Source organism: uncultured Jatrophihabitans sp., assembly GCF_964244045.1.
Taxonomy (GTDB): Bacteria; Actinomycetota; Actinomycetes; order Mycobacteriales; family Jatrophihabitantaceae; genus Jatrophihabitans.
In genome coordinates this window covers 82,082-104,101 of record NZ_CAXTHK010000013.1, presented here as the reverse complement: position 1 = coordinate 104,101, position 22,020 = coordinate 82,082, and the positions used below count along the sequence as shown (strand labels likewise).

Here is a 22,020-nt window from a genome sequence, read left to right as displayed (position 1 = left end):
GCGCCCCCGCCGTCAACGCCAGACCGCGCCGTTCGAGCTCCAGGATCTGGACGTGGTCGACCGTCTCCAGACGGTGGCGCAGGCGTTCGGTCTCGCGCAGCAGCGCGGTGAGGTCCTGGTCCGAGTAGCAGGTCAGCTCCCCGGCTTGGAGTGCGTCGATCGCGGTGTGGGCGGCGGCGAGCGCGACCGTCAGGTCGAACCGCTCCAGCGTTTCGCTCACGTATTCTATTTTACCGTAGACGGGAGGTTCTCGCCATGCTTTAGCCCAGCAAATCCGGGGATTTCTGCAACAAGATCCGAAGCGAAACGCGAGCCGAAAAGCGCACCAGAACCGGCGACGAAGCGCCGTGGTCGCTGAGCTTTGCTCTTGCAAAATTCGGCCCACCACTACCGTGGTGCGAGGCCATCTGATCGCGCAACGCACGACACGAATCGTCAGGAGCCGACATCGCCGACGACCCGCTGGACCAGCTCCCGCTGACCGGTGAACGCACGGTGCCCGACATCCCGGACGAGAACTACTGGTTCCGCCGGCACGAGGCTGCGTACGAGTTCGCGCTGCGTCACGTTCGTGGCCACGTGCTGGAGGTCGGCTGCGGCGAGGGTTATGGCACCGCGCTGCTGGCCTCGGCGGCGACGTCGATCCTCGGAGTCGACTACGACCGCGCCACAGTCCAGCACGCGGCGCGACAGTATCCGCAGGCGCGGTTCGTGCGTGGCAACCTCGCCGCATTGCCGGTGGGCGACGCCGCGGTCGACGTGCTCGCCACGCTGCAGGTCATCGAACACGTATGGGACCACCCGCAGTTCGTGCGCGAATGCCGCCGGGTGCTGCGTCCCGACGGACTGCTGCTCGTCACCACGCCGAATCGATTGACCTTCTCCCCCGGCCGCGAGACGCCATTGAATCCCTTTCATACCAAGGAATTCACGTCCATCGAGCTGGTCGAGCTGATTCGCCACGGCGGATTTCGCAGCACGTGGATCGGTGGTCTGCACGCCGGTAAGGGGCTGGCCGAGGCCGACGAGCGCCACGGCGGCTCGCTGGTCGACGCCCAGCTCGCGACGTCCCCGCACGAGTGGTCGGCGGCGCTGCGGGCCGACGTCGCGGCGATAACCACCCGCGACTTCATCGTCGCTGCAGACACCGGCCGCGACGTCGACGAATCACTCGACCTCGTGGTGCTGGCCGAGCGAGCCTGACCGGTACATCGTCCGCAGCCCGGACAGCAGCAGCGGAACGCCGGTGACGAGGGCGAGGACACCGAGCAGCAGGTACCAACCCGACCGGTCGGCCGACTCGTTGTCCGCATCATCGACGAAGACGGCCGGCAATCCGGTGCAACCGATGTGCACGCTGCCCGTCACCGGGGCCTGGAAGGTGGCAATGACGTTCGTCGCCTTGCTCGTCGATGGCTCGGCAGTCAGCGACAGCGGACGCTCGGTGCCCGGTTGTACCGCGTATGTGCAAGCCAGGGCAGCGGGCACGAGACCCAGGTCCTGCTCGGCGTCGATGCCCCGATGGATCGCCACGTGATAGAGCTGGCCCTGCGTCACGCGCACGTCGTACGGGGCCACCGCGTCGGCGGCGTAGGAATGCGGTTCGTTCGACGCGGTGAACCGGTAGGCCACGCACAGCACCAGTCCGAGCACGACGAGCACCGCGCCGACGAGGCCGAGTCGCTCGGCGCGACCGCCACGAGCGGCGGGTTGTCGCTCGGGGGCCGGACGCACCTCCGCAGACTAATCTGAGACCGGCGTCAAGACCACGAGCTGTGGGTTGACCGCCGTGCAGGTTCGTTGTCGACGGGTGACCTAGGGCGGCGGAGTACCGCACTGACGGCGACCAGGATGTGCCCGACAAGTACCAGTACGCATCCAACAGCGACACGCGCCCAATCCGTCGAGGCGGTCTCAAACGCCTCGACGGCGAGGATCAGGAACCCGGTCAGCGATTCCAAGAGACCGACGGTCCAGAGGACAGATCCTGGTCGGCCCACAACGCGATCGGCGTCGAACTTAGCCCGGATGCACCGAAGCGAATTCCTGTTGAGTCCTGTTGATCTTGGCTCGGGGTGAGCGCTGTGCGGGCGTGTGGGGGCTGCCGTTCTGCCCGGCTGTTCCACTGATCGTCGGTCGTGACCGTGGGCCGGTGGTCAGGACGTGGCTGCGGCCGGTGGTCCGAGTGCCGCGGTGAACAGGGCGAGCCAGGCGTTGGTCCAGGGCCAGTTCGTCGGTAGCCGTAGATGGATGCGGCGGGCGGAGCGGACCGGTCGGGCGGGGACGTTGATCAGCTGACGGCGGATCGTGGCGGTGGTCGCTCGGGCGTGGAACAACGACGCGAGTGCGCCGGCGGCGCGGGTCAGGTTGAACGCCATCGCGGCCAGCACCAGCCAGGCGCCGTTGGCGTTGAACCGCCCCGAGGGCAGATGCGCCAGCGGACCGTTCTTCAGGTCGGCGATGACTTGTTCGATGATCGCGTGCCGGCGGTGGTCGGCCTCGGCCTGCAGCATCATCAGGGGCGAATCAGTGAACACGGCATGGTGGCGCCAGGCCGGGAACAGCTCGCCCTGGGCGTTGGAGACGACGTGAGCAGGGTTCTGGTCACGGACCCGGCGCACGATCAACCGTGCGGTGACAGCGTGTTTCTTGCCGCGGGAGGCGAACGCGGTGAACGGCACCTCAGCGACCTCGGCATCGCTGACCCACTGGCCGAGTTGGTCGTCGAACACGGCGTGGGGGTAGCGGATCGTCGTCCACGCATCCTCGGCGATGCCGGCGATCGCCCGCTTCACGGCGACGTCCTGGCGGGCGGTGATCGAGAACCGGGCCTTCGCTCGGCCGATCGTGGCGACGACGTCGCGGCCGTAGAACGCCGAGTCCGCCCGCACGACCAGCAACCCGTTCGCCCCGCAGACCCGGCTCGTCTTCAGCGCGTCGGCGACCAGCCGGGTGGCGCCGCGGGCGGAGTTGGCCGAGCCCTTGCGCAGCCGGGTCGCGACGATCACCGGCGCGCTGCGCGGCGTGGATAGCGCGGCGATCAGCGCGTTCAGTCCTTTCACGCCGGAGTAGCCGTAGCCCGCGCCCTGTTTGGCGTAGCCGTAGGTCGCCCGGATGGTGTCATCGACGTCGAGGTAGGCGATCTGTCCGGCGTCGGGCAGCAGCGGTGTCCGCGCCGCGAGCTCGGCGACCAGGCGAGCTGCGACCGCGTCGAGCTGGCGCACGTGCCCGAACGCGAAGCTGCGTAGGAACGAGCCCAGCGTCGACGGTGCGGACAGGCCGGTAAACAGCCGGCCCATCCCGCCGTGCCGCAGCAGGTTCATGTCCTCGATGCTGTCCGCCCCGGCCACCATGCCAGCGACCAGCGCGGCGACCTTCGACCCGGCGTGCGCACCCTTGTCCGTCGGCACCGTCAAGTGCTGATCGGCCAGTGCCTGCAGACCCGCCTTCTCGGCCAGTCCCAGCACCGGCACCAGCCCACCGGCCGACACGAGACTCGCCTCATCGAAGCGCGCGGACAACGACAACGACCTATGAGAAAGTTGCATCTACGAGATGCCCTTCGTAGCGGTGAGATCAGGACCTTCGACAAGTCAGATCTTCCTGCTACGTAAGGGCATTCTCGCTCTACGGCACGCTCACGCCGCCATGATCATCGGTGGATCGAGGCTTAGACGGTGTCATCGTCAGAAGATTAGCGGGGAACCGTCAGTCTCCGGTGATGTTCGCTCCCCCGGACCGGGTACGGCCAATCCAGCGCCGGCACGCTCAGCGGCCAGTTCGCCCAGCCCGGCTCGCTGCGCCAGTAAAAGCACCGGCACCGCTAATGTGCCTCGCCGTGCGGGTGCTGATGCTGGCTTGGGAGTACCCGCCCTTCGTCGTGGGCGGCCTCGGCCGGCACGTCGGGGCATTGGCCGGCGAGCTCGCGGCCGCCGGGCACGACGTCCGGTTGGTCACGCGCGGCTACACCATGACGTCCACCCACAGCAACGACGCCGGCGTACGGGTGATCCGGGCCGCTGCGGACCCGCTGGCGATCGACTTCACCACCGAGTCGCTGATCGCCTGGGCGATGGCCTTCGAGCACTCGCTGCTGCGCGCCGCGCTGGCCGGCAACACCGGCTGGCAACCGGACGTGGTGCACGCTCACGACTGGCTCGTGGCGCAGTCGGCGATCACGCTCGCCGAGGTCACCGGCGCCCCACTGGTCAGCACGCTGCACGCCACCGAGGCGGGCCGCCACCAGGGGTGGCTGCCCGACCCGCTGAATCGCGCCATCTACTCCGTCGAACGCTGGCTGGTCGACCTCGCGGCTGACGGGATGGCCGCGGCGTCGTTCCCGCCCGGCGACGTGGCCGCGCTCGCCGAGGCGGTCGACAAGCTGCTGGTCGACCCCGAAGCGGCTCGTGCGCGCGCCCGCCGAGCGGCCACCCGGTACGCCGCAGTTACGGCTGGCCGGCCGTGGCTGCGTCAACGGACGCCGTGTACGTGGAGGTCAGAAGATCGGCCGACCCGGAACCCGCCGGTCACGGATGACCCGCGCCGGCGCGCCGACCGCGACGCAGTAGGGCGGCAGGTCGCGGGTGACGACCGCGTTCGCACCGACGACCGACCCCTCGCCAACCACGACGCCCCGGACGATTGTCACCTTGGTACCGATCCACACGTCGGGCTCGATGCGGACGCGCGCCTTGGCAATCCCCTGGTCCTTGATCGGGACGTCGAGGTTGTCGAATCGGTGGTCGAAATCCGAGACGTAGACGTGGTCGGCGAACAGCGCGGCGGCGCCGATCTCGACGTCGAGGTAACAGTTGATCGAGTTGTCGCGACCGAGCACGCTCTTGTCACCGACACTCAGAGTGCCCTCGTGGCAGCGGATCGCTGTGTTGCAGCCGATGTGCAGCCACCGACCCAGTACCAGCCGACCCAGCCCACGGCGCGCGTACAACTCGACGCCGCGGTCCAGGAAGACGAACCCGCGCGTGACAACGTGCGGGTTCGCGAGCTTGAAACGGAAAAAGCGCCAGTAGCGCACGAGGTACCAGGGCGTCCAGGCCCGGTGTCGGATCACCCAGCGCAGGGAGGCGAGGGTGACGAAGCGCGGACTGCGCCAGGGGTCGCGGTCAGGACGCCGCAGCACCGAGGCTCCCGATGGCCTCGATACCCAACGCGGCGGGCAGCTCGCGCGGGGCAGCGCAGATCGCGCGGGCCCCGGCTGCCTCGAGCTCACCTGGCCCCCCGTACCCCCACCCAGCGCCGATGGTCTCGACGCCGCAGGCCCGCGCGCCGAGCACGTCGTGCTCGCGGTCGCCGACCATCAGCACCGTGTCGGGCGCCGGGTCGCCGAGGCGGCGCAGCACCTCCTGGACGACGAGCGCCTTCGTGCCGCGCGAGCCGTAATCGAGGTCGCCGCCCACGGTGACGAAGTGGTCAGCGAAGCCCAGGCGTTCGACGATCGGGACGGCCTGGGCCTCCGGTTTGCTCGTTGCCACGGCCATGGTGAGGCCCGCAGCACGCACGGCATCCAGCGCGTCGCCGATTCCCGCGTAGGCCGTGGTGTTGTACATCGCGCCTGCCCGGTAGTGGGCGCGATAGGAATTGATGACGTCCCACAGCTCGACGCCTTCGGGCAGGTACGGCGGCAGCGAGGTGTAGAACGGCGGGCCGAGCAGCGTCCGCTCGGTGTCGGCGTCGAGCGGCGGCACACCGTTCTCGGCAAAGGCGTGCCGCAGCGAGGTCAGGATGCCCGGCGCTGAGTCCGACAGCGTCCCGTCCAGGTCGAAGAGGACGTACGAGAGCACCTTCAGGCCCGCTTCACGCCGGTGATCTCGGCATTGTAGAACAGGCCGCGCGGCACGATGCCCTCGAGCCTCTCGTCAACCGCCGAGAGCCGCTGCCACCCCTTCAGCGCGAAGTTGGCCCAGCGCATCCCCAGCTTCTCGCGCGGCACGGCGCACTCGAAGGTCCGCACCGGCCAGCCGAACCACGAGGCGAGCAGCTCGGACGTTGCGACCCGGACATCGACTGCGCCCGCGGCCCGGGCGATGGCCTCCAGCTCGTCCGGGACGAAGGTGTGGATGTCGACAACGGCCTCGAGCGCCGCCGCCCGTGAGGACTCGTCGAGCTCGACCTGCGGACGGCGCCAAGCGGCCAGCGGCGGGAGCTGCGTGGCGTGCGTGGCCGCCCACCAGGTGAAGCGTGAGAGCCGGCGGGCCAGGTAGTCACCGTGCCGGGTCGGCTCGCCGGCGAAGACGAACCGGCCACCGGGCCTGAGCACGCGCAGCATCTCGGCGAAGGCGGCGTCGAGGTCGGGGATGTGGTGCAGCACGGCGTGACCCATGACGAGGTCGAACGAGTTGTCCTCGTAGGGCAGCTGCTCGGCGTCGGCGACCTGCCCCTTGACCTCGAAGCCGAGACCGCGCGCGTTGCGCTGCGCGACCTCGACCATGCCCGGGCTGAGGTCGGTGACGTGGCCCTCGTCCAGGACGCCCGCCAGCTTCAGGTTCAGCGTGAAGAAGCCCGTGCCGCAGCCGAGTTCGAGCGAGCGGGCGTAGGGCCAGCCGTCGGTGCCGGCGACGTGGACGAATCGGTCGCGGGCGTAGTCGATGCAGCGCTGGTCGAACGAGATCGACCATTTCTCGTCGTAGGTGCCCGCCTCCCAGTCGTGGTAGAGCACGTTCGCCAGCTTGGGGTCCGACCACGCCGCCTCGACCTCGGCCGCGCTCGCGTGCGGATGCGGGGCAGCCGTCATGTGAACTGCGCCTTGCCGGGTCCGCTCTCGATGAACGACTGCATACCGATCGCGCGGTCCTCGGTGGCGAACAGCGACGCGAACAGGTGCGCCTCGAGCCGCAGCCCGGACGCGAGGTCACCGTCGAGACCACCATCGATCGCCGCCTTGGCGGCAGCCAGCGCGATGGCCGGGCCCTTCGCGAACTTCGCCGCCATGGCCAGCGCCGTGGCATACACGTCGGCCCTGGGCACCACCACGTCGACGAGCCCTATCTCGAGCGCCTCGTCCGCAGCGACGAAGCGGCCGGTGAAGATCAGGTCCTTGGCCTTGGCCGGGCCGACGAGCCGCGGCAGCCGCTGCGTGCCGCCGGCGCCGGGGATGATGCCGAGCAGGATCTCGGGTTGGCCCCACCGGGCGTCATCCGCGCTGACCCGGAAGTCCGCGGTCAGCGCCAGCTCGCAGCCGCCGCCGAGCGCGTACCCGGTGACCGCCGCGATCACCGGCTTCGGGATGCGGGCCAGGGCGTCCAGTGCCGACGTCAGCCGGTGCGCGTCGCGCGTCATGTAGGCGTGGTCCTGGCCGGCGAACTCCTTGACGTCTGCGCCCGCGGCGAAGACCTTCGCGCCGCCGAAGAGCACGACCGCGCGGATCGCCGGGTCGGCGGACACCTGCGCAGCCGCGGCGCGCAACTGCTCCTGCAGCTCGGTGTTCAGTGCGTTCATCGGCGGGCGGTCCAGCTTGATCGTCGCCACCCCGGCCAGCGAACCCTCGGAACCGTCACCAACTTCGACGTGCACCAGCTGCGACATCGACTACCTCCTCGTGACCGCCGCCCTGCGACCGCCCCGCAGCCTACGGTGTCGCTCAGACCGCCCGGGCGAACCAGCGTCCGCTGCGGCGTTCGACCTCGAGCGGCAGGCCGAACGTCTCGCTCAGCAGCTCGGCGGTGAGGACGTCACGGGCAAGCCCGGCCGCGACCACTCCCGCGTCGCGCAGCAGCAGCACGTGGCTGATGCCGGGCGGCAGCTCCTCGACGTGGTGCGTCACCAGCACCGACGCCGGCGCGTAAGGGTCCTCGGCCAGCCGGGTGAGCCGGCGCAGCAGGTCCTCCCGGCCGCCGAGGTCCATGCCCGCGGCCGGTTCGTCGAGCAGCAGCAGTTCCGGATCGGTCATCAGGGCTCGAGCGATCTGGACGCGGGCCTTCTCGCCCTGGCTCAACGTGCCGTAGGTGCGGTCACTGAAGCCGGCCATGCCGAGCCGGTCGAGCAGCCTTGCCGCGCGGGACAGGTCGTGGTCGGAGTACGCCTCCCGCCAGCGGCCCAGCACCGAGTAGCCGGCGCTGACCACGACATCGTCGACCCGCTCCCCGCGCGGGATACGCTCTGCCAGCGCAGCCGACGCGAAGCCGATCCGCGGGCGGAGCTCGAAGACGTCGACCCGCCCTAGGCGCTCACCGAAGACGTACGCCTCGCCCGACGTCGGGTGCATGGCGGCCGACGCGATCTGCAGCAGGGTGGTCTTGCCGGCGCCGTTGGGGCCGAGCACCGCCCAGCGCTCGTCCTCCTCGACGGTCCAGTCGATGTTGCCGAGCAACGTCTTCGGACCGCGTCGGACCGAGACGTCGATGAGCTGGAGCACGGCGTCGGGATTCGGTTCGACCACCATCCCGCCATCCAAGCGCGTCAGTCAGCAGGCCCCGTGGTCAGGGTCAGCGTTGCGGAGTGCGGGTCGCCGCCGGCGTCCGTCCAGTTGATCGAGATCTGGTCACCCGGGTTCTTCGCGGCCAGGATCCGCTTGATCTGCGCGGCTGACGTGACCTTCGTGCCGCCGAGCGCGGTGACGGTCGAGCCGGGCTCGATACCGACCTGGTCGGCCGGGGAGTCCGGCACGATCGTCTGGCCGCCGCCGAGGCTGGGCTCGGGCACGATCACTGTGCCGTTCTGGTCCTGCAGGGAGAACCCGACGAAGGCCGGCAGCCCGATGTGGATGGTGGTGGTCTGCACCCCGGACTCGATCTGCCTGACGACGCCCAGCGCGTTCTCGATGCGGATCGCGTACGCGGTGTTGGCCGTGCCGCTCTGCTGGTGGGTCGAGGCCGCGGTGTCGATGCCGATGATCTCGCCGTCCGCGTCGTACAGCGGGCCGCCGGAGTCGCCCGAGATGATCGGGGCGTCGACCTCGATGAGCTCGGTGAGCCGCTCTGCGTCGGCACCCGACTCGTCGGTGGCGGTGATGGACTTGTCCAGGCCGGTGACCTTGCCACTGGCCGCAGTGAGCGTGCCGGTGCCACCGGCGTTGCCGACGCCGACGACCGCGTCGCCGACCTTGATGTCCTGGGAGGTGCTCGCCAGCTCGGCCGTCTGCAGCCCCGAGGCGTTGCGCAGCTTGAGCACCGCGACGTCCTTGGTCGGCGCGGTACCGACAACGTCGGCGCGGTAGGACTTTCCGGTCGATTCGACGGTCACCGTGATGGCCGTTGCCCCGTTCACCACGTGGTTGTTGGTCAGGACCTCGCCGTCGGAGCTGAGGATCATGCCGGTGCCGGCGCTCTCGGCGTTCTGGTACCTGAGCGTCGAAACGATGGTCACGATGCCGATCTGCTGCGTGGCGGTGGCGACCGGGTTCGACCCCCCGGCCGACGAGCCGCCGTTGGGCAGCGCTCCCCCGTTGCCGCTGCCCGACGAGCCGCCACCCGGCGTATCGCTCGGCACCTGCAGCTGTGGCAGCTCCTGCAGTGCCGAGCCGCTGCCGCTGGTGCTCGACGACGACGAGCCGGTCGCGAACCCGACGCCGAACAACACCAGCGCCGCGGCCACGACCGCCGCGGCCAGGCCGGCAAGGAGCCGGGCGTTGCGCTTACGTACCGGCGACAAGCCCTGCGTGCCACCTGCGTACTGCGCGCCGTACGCCGGGTAGCCGTAGCCGTAGCCGTAGCCGTAGCCCGGCCCGAACTGGCCGTAGGACTCGGTACGCCCGTAGCTCTGCGGGTAATCCTGCGCAGACCCGTAAGGCTCGTCGTGCTGGTAGCTCTGGCCGTATGTTCCCGGCGGATACGCCGCAGTGCCCGGGTAGTACTGGACCGGCGGCGCCCACTGGGTGGGCCATTGCGCCGGCGCCTCGGTTGCTGGTGGCGGCGTGTAGCGCTCCTCGTCGGGTTCGCGCTGCTGCGCCGGCCCGAACGGGTCGTTCGTCGTCATGCCTCAAGGATTACCCCCATTGCCTGGGTTTCGCTGAGCCGGTGCCATGAACATCCTGGGAATCGACTCACATCGGCAGACGGGCGGCGTCCACTACAGTCCGGCAGGTGGCGGCCCAACCCGATCCGGCCCATCCAGATCCGGCGTGGCCGGGCACACCGTTCCCGCTGGGCGTGCACTGGGACGGCGAGGGCACGAACTTCGCCCTGTGGTCGACCACCGCCACCGGCGTAACCGTCTGCCTCTTCGACGACGCCGGCGTGGAGACCCGTGTCCCGCTGGGCGACAGCACCTACCACGTGTGGCACGGCTACGTCCCCGGCGTCGGCCCGGGGCAGCGCTACGGGTTCCGTGTCGACGGCCCGTTCGACCCGGCCCGCGGGTTGTTCCACAACCCGGCCAAGCTCCTCGTCGACCCCTATGCACGGGCCATCGAGGGCGACTTCAGCGAGGACCCGAGCGTGTACCCGGGGTCGGGCGCCGACTCGGCAGCGTGCGTGCCGCGGTCGGTCCTCACCCACGACGCCTTCCCCTGGGGCGAGGACACCCGGCCCGACGTCCCATGGGATGCGACGGTCATCTACGAGCTGCACGTCAAGGGCTTCACTGCGCTGCACCCGCACATCCCCGAGCAGCTGCGCGGCACGTACGCCGGACTCGCGCAACCGGCGGTCATCGAGCACCTGCGCTCGCTCGGCGTCACCGCCGTGGAGCTGCTCCCCATCCACCAGTTCGTCAGCGAACCGCACCTGCAGCGTCGCGGCCTGACGAACTACTGGGGGTACAACTCGATCGCCTTCTTCGCACCGCACGCCGCCTACGCCGCCACCCGCGCGGGCGGCGCCGGAAACGTCGTACGCGAATTCAAGGCGATGGTCCGCGCGCTGCACCGCGCCGGCATCGAGGTCATCCTCGACGTCGTCTACAACCACACGGCCGAGGGCGGCATCGACGGCCCGCTGCTGAGTTTCCGCGGCATCGACAACGGGTCGTACTACCGCGCCGAGCAGGACGACCCGTCGCGCTACGTCGACTACACCGGCTGCGGCAACACCTTCGACCCGCGCCGACCGTTCCCGCTGCAGCTGATCACCGATTCGCTGCGCTACTGGGTCACCGAGATGCACGTCGACGGCTTCCGCTTCGACCTCGCGTCCGCGCTCGCCCGCTCCCTGCACGACGTCGACAAGCTGTCCTCGTTCTTCGACACCATCCACCAGGACCCGGTGATCTCGCAGGTCAAGCTCATCGCCGAGCCGTGGGACGTCGGGGCGGGCGGGTACCAGGTCGGTGAGTTCCCGCCACTGTGGACGGAGTGGAACGGCAAGTACCGCGACACGGTGCGCTCCTTCTGGGCCCACGGCTCGGGGGGCGTGCAGGACCTCGCCTACCGGCTGTCGGGCTCGTCGGACCTCTACGGCGACGACGGCCGGCTGCCGATCGCCTCGATTAACTTCGTCACCGCGCACGACGGCTTCACCATGCGTGACCTCGTCTCCTACGAACGCAAGCACAACGAGGCCAACGGCGAACACAACCGCGACGGCACCGACGACAATCGCTCCTACAACGGCGGCACGGAAGGCGATCCGGCTCCGCCAGCGGTGCACTTGCTGCGTCGCCGCCAGGCCCGCAACCTGCTCTCGACGCTGCTGCTCTCGACCGGGGCGCCGATGCTCGTCGCAGGTGACGAGATGTGGCGTACGCAGCAGGGCAACAACAACGCCTACGCGCAGGACAACGAGATCTCCTGGGTCGACTGGTCCGCCGTCGACGACGCGGTCGACAAGCCGGCCGGCGACCTGCTCGCATTGGTGCGGCGGCTGCTGGCCCTGCGCCGTGAGCACCCGGTGCTAAGGCAGAGCGCATTCTTCGAAGGCCGCGACGTACCGACCGAGGACGGCACCGGGTCGACCAAGGACCTTGCCTGGTTTCACCCCGACGGGCGCGAGCTCGCCAGCCGTGATTGGTTCGACCGCTCGCTTCGCACGCTCGGGATGTACCTCGACGGCCGCCGGCTGCGCTATCGCAACCGGCGCGGCGAGGCGATCGTCGACGACTCGTTCCTGCTGCTACTCCACTCGGGCGAGGACGAGCGCGCCTTCCGGCTGCCGGGGTCGCCGTGGAGCGACGGCTACGAGGCGGTCATCGACACCACGCAGGTCGGCGGCGTCCCCGTCGCGGGACCGCCTCTCGTCGCCGGCGGCGCGACGACCATGACGGCCCGGTCGGTGCTGCTACTGCGCATCGCGCGTCGCTGAGCGGCAGACTGGTCCCCATGCGCAGTGCTGCGGAGTCCTGGCTGTCGGACATGGACGGTGTGCTCGTGCGGGAGGAGCTGGCCGTCCCCGGGGCGGCCGAGTTCCTGGCCCGGCTCGAGGAGCGTGGGCGCAAGTTCCTCGTCCTGACCAACAACTCGATCTTCACGCCGCGCGACCTGTCGGCACGGCTCGCGCAGTCCGGGCTGCAGGTGCCCGAGGAGGCGATCTGGACGTCGGCGCTGGCCACCGCCACCTTCCTCGCCGACCAACTGCCACGCGGGTCGGCCTACGTCATCGGTGAGGCCGGCCTGACCACCGCATTGCACGATGCCGGCTACATCCTCACCGACCGCGATCCGGATTTCGTGGTGCTGGGCGAGACCCGCACGTACTCGTTTTCGGCCATCACCCGCGCCATCCGACTGATCGAGGGCGGCGCCCGCTTCATCGCCACCAATCCCGACGTGACCGGCCCGTCGGAGCAGGGTTCGTTGCCCGCCACCGGTTCGGTGGCAGCCATGATCAGCAAGGCCACCGGCCGCGAGCCCTACTTCGTCGGCAAGCCGAATCCGATGATGCTGCGCAGCGCCCTGAACAAGATCGAGGCCCATTCGGAGTCGACGGTGATGGTCGGCGACCGTATGGACACCGACGTCCTGGCCGGGATCGAGGCCGGCGTAGACACCATCCTGGTGTTGACCGGTTCGACCCGTCAGCAGGACATCCAGCGGTATCCCTGGCGTCCTGGCACGGTGCTGGATTCGATCGCCGACGCCGTCGAACTGATTTGAGTCGTACCCCGCCCCTACGCTCAAGCACATGGTGACGGACGTAATCCAGGCCAAGGGTCTGGTGAAGACCTACGGCTCGCTGCGTGCTCTCGACGGTCTCGACCTCGCCGTCCCCGAGGGCACTGTGCTGGGCCTGCTGGGGCCCAACGGCGCCGGCAAGACGACGGCCGTGCGCATCCTCACGACGCTGCTCGAGCCCGACGGCGGTTCGGCCACCGTGGCCGGCATCGACGTGCGCTCGCGCCCGGCCGAGGTGCGCGCCCGGATCGGGCTGTCCGGTCAGTACGCCGCGGTCGACGAGTACCTCACCGGCTTCGAGAACCTCGACATGATCGGCCGCCTCTACGGGCTCGGCCGGCGCGGCGCCCGTGAACGAGCCCGCGAGCTGCTCGAGCGCTTCTCGCTGGACGATGCCGCCGACCGGCCGGCCAAGACCTACTCCGGCGGCATGCGACGCCGCCTAGACCTCGCCGGCGCGCTGGTCGCCTCGCCACCCGTGCTCTTCCTCGACGAGCCGACCACCGGGCTCGACCCGCGCAGCCGCACCGAGATGTGGGAGGTCATCCGTGAGCTCGTCACCGGCGGCACCACGCTGCTGCTGACGACGCAGTACCTCGAGGAGGCCGACCGGCTCGCCGACCGCATCGTCGTCATCGACCACGGTCGCTCGATCGCCGAAGGCACCGCCGACGAGCTGAAGAGCCAGGTCGGCGGCGAGCGCGTCGAGGTGGTCGTGTCCTCCCCCGCCGAAATTCCCACCGCCCGGGAGGTGCTGGCCCAACTCGCCGAGGGCGGTTCGGTCGGGGTCGACGAGCACACCCGCCGGGTCACCGCGCCCGTCACCGGTGGCGCGGCGACACTGACCGAGGCCCTGCGCCGTCTCGATGCGGCAGGCGTCGCTCTGCACGACGTCGCGCTGCGTCGCCCCACCCTGGACGACGTGTTCCTCACCCTCACCGGGCACCGCACCGAGGACGACGAACCGGGCAAGCCCGAACCCGTGGAGGCACACCGATGAGCATCACGAGCGAGCACGCATTCACGCCCCCCAAGGGCGGACTGCGCAAGGCGCTGGTCGACGGCGCGATCGTCGCCAAGCGCAACTTGATCAAGATCAAGCGGGTGCCCGACCTGCTGGTGTTCTCGACGATCTCGCCGATCATGTTCATCCTGCTGTTCGGCTACGTCTTCGGCAGCGCCATCAAGGCGCCGCCCGGAGTCAGCTACCGCGAGTTCCTCATCCCAGGCGTCTTCGTCCAGACCGTCATCTTCGGCGCCACGACCACCGGCGCCGGCCTGGCCGACGACATCCAGAAGGGCATCATCGACCGGTTCCGCTCGCTGCCGATGGCCCGGTCGGCGGTACTAGTGGGCCGCACCACCAGCGACGTGCTGAACAACGTGCTCGTCGTCGTCATCATGTCGGTCACGGGGCTGGCCATTGGTTGGCGGATCCGCACGTCCGTGGGCGAGGCGCTGGCCGGGTTCCTGCTGCTGCTGCTCTTCGCCTACGCGATGTCCTGGATCATGGCCGTCGTCGGACTCGTGGTGCCCAGCGCCGAGGTGGTCAACAACGCCTCGTTCATCGTCATATTCCCGCTGACTTTCATCGCCAACACCTTCGTGCCGAGCAACAACCTGCCCACCGTGCTCAAGGTCTTCGCCGAATGGAACCCGGTGTCCACGGTGACGCAGGCGGCGCGTCAACTTTTCGGCAACACCGGTAGTGCACCGCTGCCCGACCACCCCTGGTCACTGCACCACCCGGTCATCTACTCGCTGCTGTGGGTCGTCGTCATCCTCGCCGTCTTCGTGCCGCTGGCGGTGCGCCAGTACAAACGGGCCGCCGCCCGCTGATGTGTCGCCCACGTTTCCGTGGCAGCATTGCCGGTATTGCCCACTAGACAGCTAGACAATGCCGATCTTCGAGGCCGAGGAGGCCCCCATGTCCGACGCTTGGTCATTCGAGACACGTCAGGTGCACGCCGGCCAGACGCCCGACGGCGACACGCACGCCCGGGCCCTACCCATTTACCAGACGACGTCCTACACCTTCGAGAGCACCGAGCAGGCCGCGAACCTGTTCGCGCTCAAGGAGTTCGGCAACATCTACACCCGGATCATGAACCCGACGCAGGCCGCGGTCGAGGACCGCATCGCCTCGCTCGAGGGCGGTGTCGGCGCGCTGCTGACCTCCAGCGGGCAGGCCGCCGAGACGATCGCGCTGCTGAATCTCGCCGAGACCGGCGACCACATCGTGTCCAGCGCGCGCCTCTACGGCGGGACGTACAACCTGTTCCACTACACGTTCCCGAAGATGGGCATCACGGTCAGCTTCGTGAATGACCCCGACGACCTCGAGCAGTGGCGCGCGGCCGTCCAGCCCAACACCAAAGCCTTCTTCGCCGAGACGATCAGCAACCCGCAGATCGACGTCCTCGACATCGAGGCCGTGGCGGGCGTGGCCCACGAGGCCGGCGTGCCGCTCGTCGTCGACAACACCATCGCCACGCCGTACCTCATCCGCCCGATCGAGCACGGCGCCGATGTCGTAGTGCACTCGGCCACCAAGTACCTGGGCGGGCACGGCACGGCAATCGGGGGCGCCATTGTCGACGCCGGCCGCTTCGACTACGCCGCCGACCCCGAGCGCTTCCCGAACTACAACACCCCCGACGGCAGCTACCACGGCCTCGTCTACGCCCGCGACCTCGGCGTCGGCTCGCCACTCGGTGCGAACCTCGCCTACATCCTCAAGGCCCGCGTGCAGCTGCTGCGCGACCTCGGCTCGGCCATCGCGCCGTTCAACGCCTTCCTGCTGGCCCAGGGCATCGAGACGCTGAGCCTGCGGGTCGAGCGGCACGTGCAGAACGCCCAGGCCGTCGCCGAGTGGCTCGAGCAGCGCGACGAGGTGCTGTCGGTCAACTACGCCGGGCTGTCGTCCAGCCAGTGGCACGAGCGGGCGCAGAAGTACGCGCCCCTCGGTGTCGGCGGGGTACTTGCATTCGAGATCGTCGGCGGCGACGAGGCCGGCAAGAGCTTCGTCGAGGCGCTCGAGCTGCACAGCCACGTCGCCAACATCGGCGACGTACGCAGCCTGGTGATTCACCCGGCATCGACGACCCACTCACAGCTCTCACCCGAGGAGCAGCTGGCTACCGGCGTCACGCCCGGTCTGGTGCGCCTTGCCGTCGGCATCGAGAACATCGCCGACATCCTGGCCGACCTGGACGCGGGGTTCCGCGCAGCCAAGGAGAACTGACCGTGGCGGGGTGGCGAACCGGTGACCCCGTTGCGGGTCGCCGGTTCGCCGACCTCGGCACAGTTGAGCTCGAACTGGGCGGATACCTGCCTGACGTCCGCGTCGCCTACGAGACCTGGGGCGTGCCCGAACGCGACGCCCACGGCATCGCCAACGCCGTCCTTGTCGAGCACGCGCTCACCGGCGACGCGCACGTCGCCGGACCACCCGCCGAGGGCCAGCTCACTCCAGGTTGGTGGGACGGTCTGATCGGACCGGGCCTTGCCCTGGACACCGATCGGTGGTTCGTCGTCGCGGCGAACGTGCTCGGCGGTTGCCAGGGCAGTACCGGTCCGTCGAGCGTGCAAGGCAGGCAGTTCCCCGCCTTGACCATCCGCGACCAAGTGCGTGTCGAGGCGCTGCTGGCCGATCACCTCGGCATCGCATGCTTCGCGGCCGTGCTCGGCGGGTCGATGGGCGGGATGCGGGCGCTCGAGTGGGCGGCCATGTACCCCGACCGCGTCGGCGCTGCGCTCGTCCTGGCCGTCGGTGCCGCCGCCAGTGCGGACCAGATCGCCACGCAGAGCACGCAGGTGCTCGCCATCCGCAGCAACACGGCCAGCGACACGGCCAGCGACACGGCCAGCGACACGGCCAGCGGGCTGGGCATCGCCCGCCGCATCGCACACCTCACCTACCGCAGCGAGTACGAGCTGGACACCCGGTTCGGGCGCGACGTCCAGGACGACGGCCGGTACACCGTCGTCTCCTACCTCGACCACCACGCCGACAAGCTGGCGGACCGTTTCGACGCCGAAAGCTACGTGGTGCTCACCGAGGCCATGAACACCCACGACGTCGGACGTGGCAGGGGTGGCGCAGCCGCGGCTCTTGCCGCGATCGGCGTCTCACTTGTCGTGGCCGGCGTCGACAGCGATCGGCTGTACCCGCTGCGGCAACAGCAGTTCATCGCCGAGCACGCCGCGAATGCAGACGGCCTGCACGTCATCCACTCCGACTACGGCCACGACGGCTTCCTGCTGGAGATCGAGCAGGTCGGCGCCCTCGTGCGCCGTACGCTCGAGCGGTCGGCCGAGCCGTCAGATCACGCGGTGGCCACCACGCCCAGCTCGCTCGACGACGCCAGCAGCGGGTTGCTGGGTAGTACCCGGACGCTGTAGCCGAACGGACCGGTGGTCTGCAGCGGGACGCCGCCCTCGTAACGGACCGCGCCGTCAATGGCCTCACCCACGGTCAGGGGCGCGGCGACAGGAGACACGAGCCGGTCCTCGGCATCGACCGCGCCGAACACGGCCTCGACCAGGACGTCCGACGGTTCGAGCCCGCCGAGAGCCACCTCAGCGCGCAGGGTCATGATGTCGCCGACCTGGGCGTCACCCACTCCGGACAGCTGCGAGTCGACGTGCAGCACCGACACCGCCGGCCACGCCGCGCGGACCTTCGTCGTCCACGCCGCGAGGTCGCGGGCGGCAGCGAAGTTGTCGGCGCACATCCGCTCGGAGGACAGGCCGGCCGGCGCGTACAACCGATTGACGTATTCGGCCACCATCCGGCTGGCCAGCACCTTCGGCCCGAGCGACTTCAGGGTGTGCCGCACCATCTGCACCCAGCGGGTGGGCGCCGCATCCCCCGCGCGGTCGTAGAAGCGCGGCGCGACGTTGTTCTGGATCAGGTCGTACAGCGCGGTGGCTTCGAGGTCGTCACGCCGGTCGGCGTCGCCGAGACCGTCGGCCGACGGGATGGCCCAGCCGTTGTCGCCGTCGAACCATTCGTCCCACCACCCGTCCATGATCGACAGGTTCAGCGCGCCGTTCAGGGCGGCCTTCATGCCGGACGTTCCGCACGCCTCGAGCGGACGCAGCGGGTTGTTCAACCACACGTCGACGCCCCAGTAGAGGTAGCGCGCCATGCCGATGTCGTAGTCAGGCAGGAAGGTGATGCGGTGCCGCACCGCCGGGTCGTCGGCGAAGCGCACCATCTGGGCGATGAGCTGCTTGCCGCCGTCGTCGGCCGGGTGGCTCTTGCCGGCGATGACGATCTGGACCGGGCGCTGCGGGTCGAGCAGCAGGCTCTTGAGGCGCTCGGGGTCGCGCAGCATCAACGTCAGCCGCTTGTAGGACGGAACACGCCGCGCGAAACCCATGGTCAACACGTCGGAGTCGAAGGCGGTAGAGACCCAACCCAGCTCCGCTTCGCTCATCCCGCGCTGCAGACCCGACGCATGCACCCGCCGGCGGATCTCGCCGACCAGCCGCTCGCGCAGCACGTTGCGTACCCGCCACAGATCGGCGTCGCTGATCTTGTCGACGGCGTCCCATGCGCCGCCGCCGGCGACGGCAGCTGCGCCCACCTCGCGCTCGACGACCTCGAGGATCTCGCGCGACATCCAGGTCGGCGCGTGCACGCCGTTGGTCACCGAGGTGATCGGCACGTCGGCCTGATCGAAGCCGGGCCAGAGGTTGGCGAACATGCCCCGGCTGACCTCGCCGTGCAACAACGAGACGCCATTGGCGCGCTGCCCGAGCCGCAGGCCCATGTGCGCCATGTTGAAGATCGAGGGATCCTCCTCGGCGCCGAGGGCAAGCACCCGGTCGGCAGGCAGGGAACCGGCCAGGCCGGTCAGGTGCGCGGCCACGAGATCGCGCGCGAAGCGGTCGATGCCGGCCGGCACCGGTGTGTGGGTGGTGAAGACGGTGCCGGCGCGCACGGCCTGCAGTGCCTCGTCGAAGGCCAGTCCGTCGGACTCGACGAGCTCGCGGATGCGCTCGACGCCCAGGAAGCCGGCGTGCCCCTCGTTGGTGTGAAAGACCGACGGCGCCGGCACGCCGGTGGCCGCGCAGTAGGCGCGGATTGCGCGCACGCCGCCGACGCCGAGCAGCAGCTCCTGCTCGAGGCGGTGGTCGGGGCCGCCGCCGTAGAGCCGGTCGGTGACGAGGCGGGCCTCGGCGTCGTTCTCCTCGATGTCGCTGTCGAGCAGCAGCAGCGGGACGCGGCCGACCTGCGCCACCCACACCGCAGCGTGCAACGTGCGCGAACCGGGCAGGGCCAGCGACACGCGGACCGGCGCACCGGCGGCGTCGAGCAGGGCCTTGACCGGCAGGCCCTGCGGATCCAAGGACGGGTAGTGCTCGAGCTGCCAGCCGTCGCGCGAGAGCGACTGGCGGAAGTAGCCCGCGCCGTAGAGCAGGCCGACGCCGATAATCGGCACACCGAGGTCGCTGGCCGCCTTGAGATGATCGCCGGCCAGGATGCCGAGACCACCGGAGTACTGCGGCAGGACCTCGGTGATGCCGAACTCGGGCGAGAAGTAGCCGATCGAGGCGGGGTATTGGGAACCGCCGGCTTGCTGGTCCTGGTACCAGCGCGGCTGGGTGAGGTACTCGGACAGATCCTCGGAGAGGTCCTCGAGACGCCGCAGGAACTTGCGGTCGGCGGCGAGCTGGGCGAAGCGCTGCGGCGTGACCATCGCCAGCATGTGGCCGGGATCGTGCCCGCTGGCCCGCCACAGGTCGGGGTCCACCGACTCGAGCAGGTCGAGAGATTCGGTGTGCCACGACCAGCGCAGGTTCGCGACGAGGTCGCCGAGCTTCGTCAGTTGCGAGGGGAACGCGGCGCGGACGGTCAGCCTGCGGAGTGCTTTCACGCCCGCAAACGCTAGCAGCACCGCAAAGGCTTTCAGTAGCTCAGCAGCAGCTCGTCATCAAGACCCGTCGCGTCCTCGTGGGAGGTGCAGAACAACCACTGACGGTGGGTAGGGTGCTCGGGGTGGTAGGACGATTCGGACTCACGAAGGTCAGCCCCGTAGTCGGTTCCACCGTGCTCGGTGAGTTCCCGGCACGAGGGGTCGTCGGCGAACGCATCCCGATCAGCGCGGTGGTCTTCCGCGAGGGCCACGACGCCATCGGCGCCAACGTCGTCGTCCGCGACGCCGCGGGCAAGAAGGTGGCGACGGTGCGCATGGCACCCGGCGCGCCGGGCACCGACCGGATGCACGCGGACCTCATCTTCACCGAGCCGGGCCCCGCTTCGTTCAGCGTCGAGGCGTGGAGCGACCCGCTCGCCACGTGGCACCACGCCGTCACGGTCAAGATCGAGGCGGGGCAGGGCAGCGAGGACCTCGCCAACGACTTCGAGACCGGCGCCCGGCTGTTCGACCAGCTCGCCAAGGCGCTGTCGAAGGCCGAGCGGATCCGCGCCGCGGCGGCCGCCTCCGCGCTGCGCGACAGCACGCTCGACGTCGCGCACCGGGTGGCGCCCGCATTCGACACGTACCTGCAACAGCTCGTGCATGACTTCCCGGTGCGCGAGTACGTAATCACCTCGCCGCGCTACCCGCTGTTCATCGACCGCACCCGCGCTCTGTACGGGTCGTGGTACGAGTTCTTCCCGCGCTCGATCGGCGCAGAGCTCGCCCACGACCCGGCTGCGCCCGCCAAACCCTCGCGGCACGGCACGTTCAAGGACGCGACCGAGCACCTCGACTACGTCGCCTCGCTCGGCTTCGACGTCGTCTACGTGCCACCGATCCACCCGATCGGCGAGGTCAACCGCAAGGGACCGAACAACACGCTGGTCGCGGCCAGCTGGGACGTCGGCTCACCCTGGGCGATCGGCTCGGCCGAGGGCGGTCACGACGCGATCCACCCCGAGCTCGGCACGATGGCCGACTTCAAGGCCTTCGTCGCGCGCGCCCGCGAGCTCGGCATGGAGGTCGCCATCGACCTCGCACTGCAGTGCGCGCCCGACCATCCGTGGGTCACCAGCCACCCCGAGTGGTTCACCACCAAACCCGACGGCACGATCGCGTACGCCGAGAACCCGCCGAAGAAGTACCAGGACATCTACCCGCTGAACTTCGACAACGACCCCACGGGCCTGTACGCCGAGTGCCTGCGCATCGTGCGGCACTGGATGGACGCCGGCGTGCGCATCTTCCGCGTCGACAACCCGCACACCAAGCCGATCAACTTCTGGCACTGGCTGCTGGGCGAGGTCCGCAGAACCGACCCGGACGTGCTGTTCCTGGCCGAGGCCTTTACCCGGCCGGCCATGATGCACGAGCTCGCCAAGGTCGGGTTCCACCAGAGCTACACCTACTTCACCTGGCGCACCGAGCGGGAAGAGTTCGAGGAATACATCGACGAGCTCGCCGACTCGGCGCACTACATGCGGCCGAACTTCTTCGTCAACACGCCCGACATCCTGCACGAGTCGCTGCAGACCGGCGGGCCGGCCGGCTTCGCCATTCGCGCCGTGCTGGCTGCCACCACGTCGCCGACGTGGGGGGTGTACTCGGGCTTCGAACTCTACGAACATCTGCCCGTTCGACCGGGCAGCGAGGAGTACCTGGATTCCGAGAAGTACCAGCTGCGGCCGCGCGACTTCGCCGCAGCGATCGCTGATGGACGCTCGCTGGTGCCACTGATCACGCGGCTCAACGAGATCCGCCGGGAGCACCCTGCGCTGCAGCAGTTGCGCGACGTTACCTTTCATGAGGTCGACAACCCCGACATCAGCGTGTTCAGCAAACGGGACGAGACCAGCGGCGACACGATCATCGTGGCCGTCACGTTCAACCCGCACCAGTGGGGCGAGGCCACTGTCCGCCTCGACCTCGAGGCGCTGGGCATGACGCCCTACTCGGCCGAGGCCGGGTTCGGCGTGCGCGACCTGCTCAGCGGTGAAGAATATCGCTGGGGCGAGCGCAATTACGTCCGCCTCGACCCACTCACCCGTGCCGCGCACATCTTCGCCGTCACGCCCTGAGCCCACGGAA

At 69.5% G+C, this 22,020-nt stretch carries 18 protein-coding genes and 1 pseudogene; 9 read left to right on the top strand and 10 right to left on the bottom strand.

Features of this window, described 5'->3' with window-relative positions:
- The coding region (locus ACFFC4_RS11905) for a hypothetical protein (RefSeq protein WP_375501052.1) at window positions 1-220 on the bottom strand (220 nt) is incomplete at its 3' end.
- A gap of 275 nt (window positions 221-495) precedes the next feature.
- Between ACFFC4_RS11905 and ACFFC4_RS11900 the strand changes: the two genes are divergently transcribed.
- Window positions 496-1,203, top strand: coding sequence for a class I SAM-dependent methyltransferase (locus tag ACFFC4_RS11900; RefSeq protein WP_375501050.1), 708 nt, complete (start codon window positions 496-498; stop codon window positions 1,201-1,203).
- Here ACFFC4_RS11900 and ACFFC4_RS11895 read toward each other — a convergent pair.
- Together ACFFC4_RS11895 and ACFFC4_RS11890 are read right to left on the bottom strand one after the other, a co-directional pair.
- Window positions 1,168-1,734, bottom strand: coding sequence for a hypothetical protein (locus ACFFC4_RS11895; RefSeq protein WP_375501048.1), 567 nt, complete (start codon window positions 1,732-1,734; stop codon window positions 1,168-1,170). The two genes, ACFFC4_RS11900 and ACFFC4_RS11895, sit on opposite strands and share 36 nt — an antisense overlap.
- 422 nt (window positions 1,735-2,156) lie before the next feature.
- Entirely contained in the window at window positions 2,157-3,548 is a 1,392-nt protein-coding gene (locus tag ACFFC4_RS11890) for an IS1380 family transposase (protein ID WP_375501046.1), read from the bottom strand.
- 173 nt (window positions 3,549-3,721) lie between these two features.
- Here ACFFC4_RS11890 and ACFFC4_RS11885 point away from each other — a divergent pair.
- A pseudogene (locus ACFFC4_RS11885) lies at window positions 3,722-4,252 on the top strand (glycogen/starch synthase); the annotation flags it as partial.
- A gap of 243 nt (window positions 4,253-4,495) precedes the next feature.
- On the opposite strand, the gene ACFFC4_RS11880 reads toward ACFFC4_RS11885, so the two are convergent.
- From ACFFC4_RS11880 to ACFFC4_RS11855, 6 genes are read right to left on the bottom strand one after another with little or no spacing between them, the layout of a single operon-like run.
- On the bottom strand, window positions 4,496-5,140 hold the full coding sequence (locus ACFFC4_RS11880; RefSeq protein ID WP_375501044.1) for an acyltransferase: 645 nt from the start codon (window positions 5,138-5,140) through the stop codon (window positions 4,496-4,498).
- Window positions 5,124-5,801 (bottom strand): HAD hydrolase-like protein, encoded by a 678-nt coding sequence (locus ACFFC4_RS11875; RefSeq protein WP_375501042.1) that lies wholly within the window; start codon window positions 5,799-5,801, stop codon window positions 5,124-5,126. Before ACFFC4_RS11875 ends, ACFFC4_RS11880 begins: the two co-directional genes overlap by 17 nt.
- 2 nt (window positions 5,802-5,803) lie before the next feature.
- Window positions 5,804-6,751, bottom strand: a complete 948-nt coding sequence (locus tag ACFFC4_RS11870) for a class I SAM-dependent methyltransferase (RefSeq protein ID WP_375501040.1) — start codon at window positions 6,749-6,751, stop codon at window positions 5,804-5,806.
- Window positions 6,748-7,542, bottom strand: a complete 795-nt coding sequence (locus ACFFC4_RS11865; RefSeq protein ID WP_375501038.1) for an enoyl-CoA hydratase/isomerase family protein — start codon at window positions 7,540-7,542, stop codon at window positions 6,748-6,750. Before ACFFC4_RS11865 ends, ACFFC4_RS11870 begins: the two co-directional genes overlap by 4 nt.
- Before the next feature lie 55 nt (window positions 7,543-7,597).
- Window positions 7,598-8,398, bottom strand: a complete 801-nt coding sequence (locus ACFFC4_RS11860; RefSeq protein ID WP_375501036.1) for an ABC transporter ATP-binding protein — start codon at window positions 8,396-8,398, stop codon at window positions 7,598-7,600.
- A 17-nt stretch (window positions 8,399-8,415) separates the two neighbouring features.
- On the bottom strand, window positions 8,416-9,930 hold the full coding sequence (locus ACFFC4_RS11855) for a trypsin-like peptidase domain-containing protein (protein ID WP_375501034.1): 1,515 nt from the start codon (window positions 9,928-9,930) through the stop codon (window positions 8,416-8,418).
- Between the two features lie 107 nt (window positions 9,931-10,037).
- Here ACFFC4_RS11855 and glgX point away from each other — a divergent pair, with 107 nt between their 5' ends.
- From glgX to ACFFC4_RS11825, 6 genes are all read left to right on the top strand, one after another.
- Window positions 10,038-12,191, top strand: a complete 2,154-nt coding sequence (gene glgX / locus ACFFC4_RS11850) for a glycogen debranching protein GlgX (protein WP_375501032.1) — start codon at window positions 10,038-10,040, stop codon at window positions 12,189-12,191.
- A 17-nt stretch (window positions 12,192-12,208) separates the two neighbouring features.
- The gene (locus ACFFC4_RS11845) at window positions 12,209-12,982 is read left to right on the top strand and encodes an HAD-IIA family hydrolase (protein ID WP_375501030.1); all 774 of its coding nucleotides are present in this window, start codon (window positions 12,209-12,211) and stop codon (window positions 12,980-12,982) included.
- Window positions 12,983-13,013: 31 nt separating this feature from the next.
- A complete protein-coding gene (locus tag ACFFC4_RS11840; protein ID WP_375501064.1) occupies window positions 13,014-14,000 on the top strand; it encodes an ATP-binding cassette domain-containing protein in 987 nt (328 codons plus the stop codon).
- Entirely contained in the window at window positions 13,997-14,839 is an 843-nt protein-coding gene (locus ACFFC4_RS11835) for an ABC transporter permease (protein ID WP_375501028.1), read from the top strand. Before ACFFC4_RS11840 ends, ACFFC4_RS11835 begins: the two co-directional genes overlap by 4 nt.
- An 88-nt stretch (window positions 14,840-14,927) precedes the next feature.
- Window positions 14,928-16,244: a bifunctional o-acetylhomoserine/o-acetylserine sulfhydrylase gene (locus tag ACFFC4_RS11830; RefSeq protein ID WP_375501026.1), complete on the top strand. Its 1,317-nt coding sequence runs from the start codon at window positions 14,928-14,930 to the stop codon at window positions 16,242-16,244.
- 2 nt (window positions 16,245-16,246) lie between these two features.
- Window positions 16,247-17,404, top strand: a complete 1,158-nt coding sequence (locus tag ACFFC4_RS11825) for a homoserine O-acetyltransferase (RefSeq protein ID WP_375501024.1) — start codon at window positions 16,247-16,249, stop codon at window positions 17,402-17,404.
- On the opposite strand, the gene glgP is transcribed toward ACFFC4_RS11825, so the two are convergent.
- Entirely contained in the window at window positions 17,329-19,887 is a 2,559-nt protein-coding gene (gene glgP / locus ACFFC4_RS11820; RefSeq protein WP_375501022.1) for an alpha-glucan family phosphorylase, read from the bottom strand. The two genes, ACFFC4_RS11825 and glgP, sit on opposite strands and share 76 nt — an antisense overlap.
- Before the next feature lie 122 nt (window positions 19,888-20,009).
- Between glgP and ACFFC4_RS11815 the strand changes: the two genes are divergently transcribed.
- Entirely contained in the window at window positions 20,010-22,010 is a 2,001-nt protein-coding gene (locus ACFFC4_RS11815; protein ID WP_375501020.1) for an alpha-1,4-glucan--maltose-1-phosphate maltosyltransferase, read from the top strand.
- Window positions 22,011-22,020: the final 10 nt, after the last annotated feature.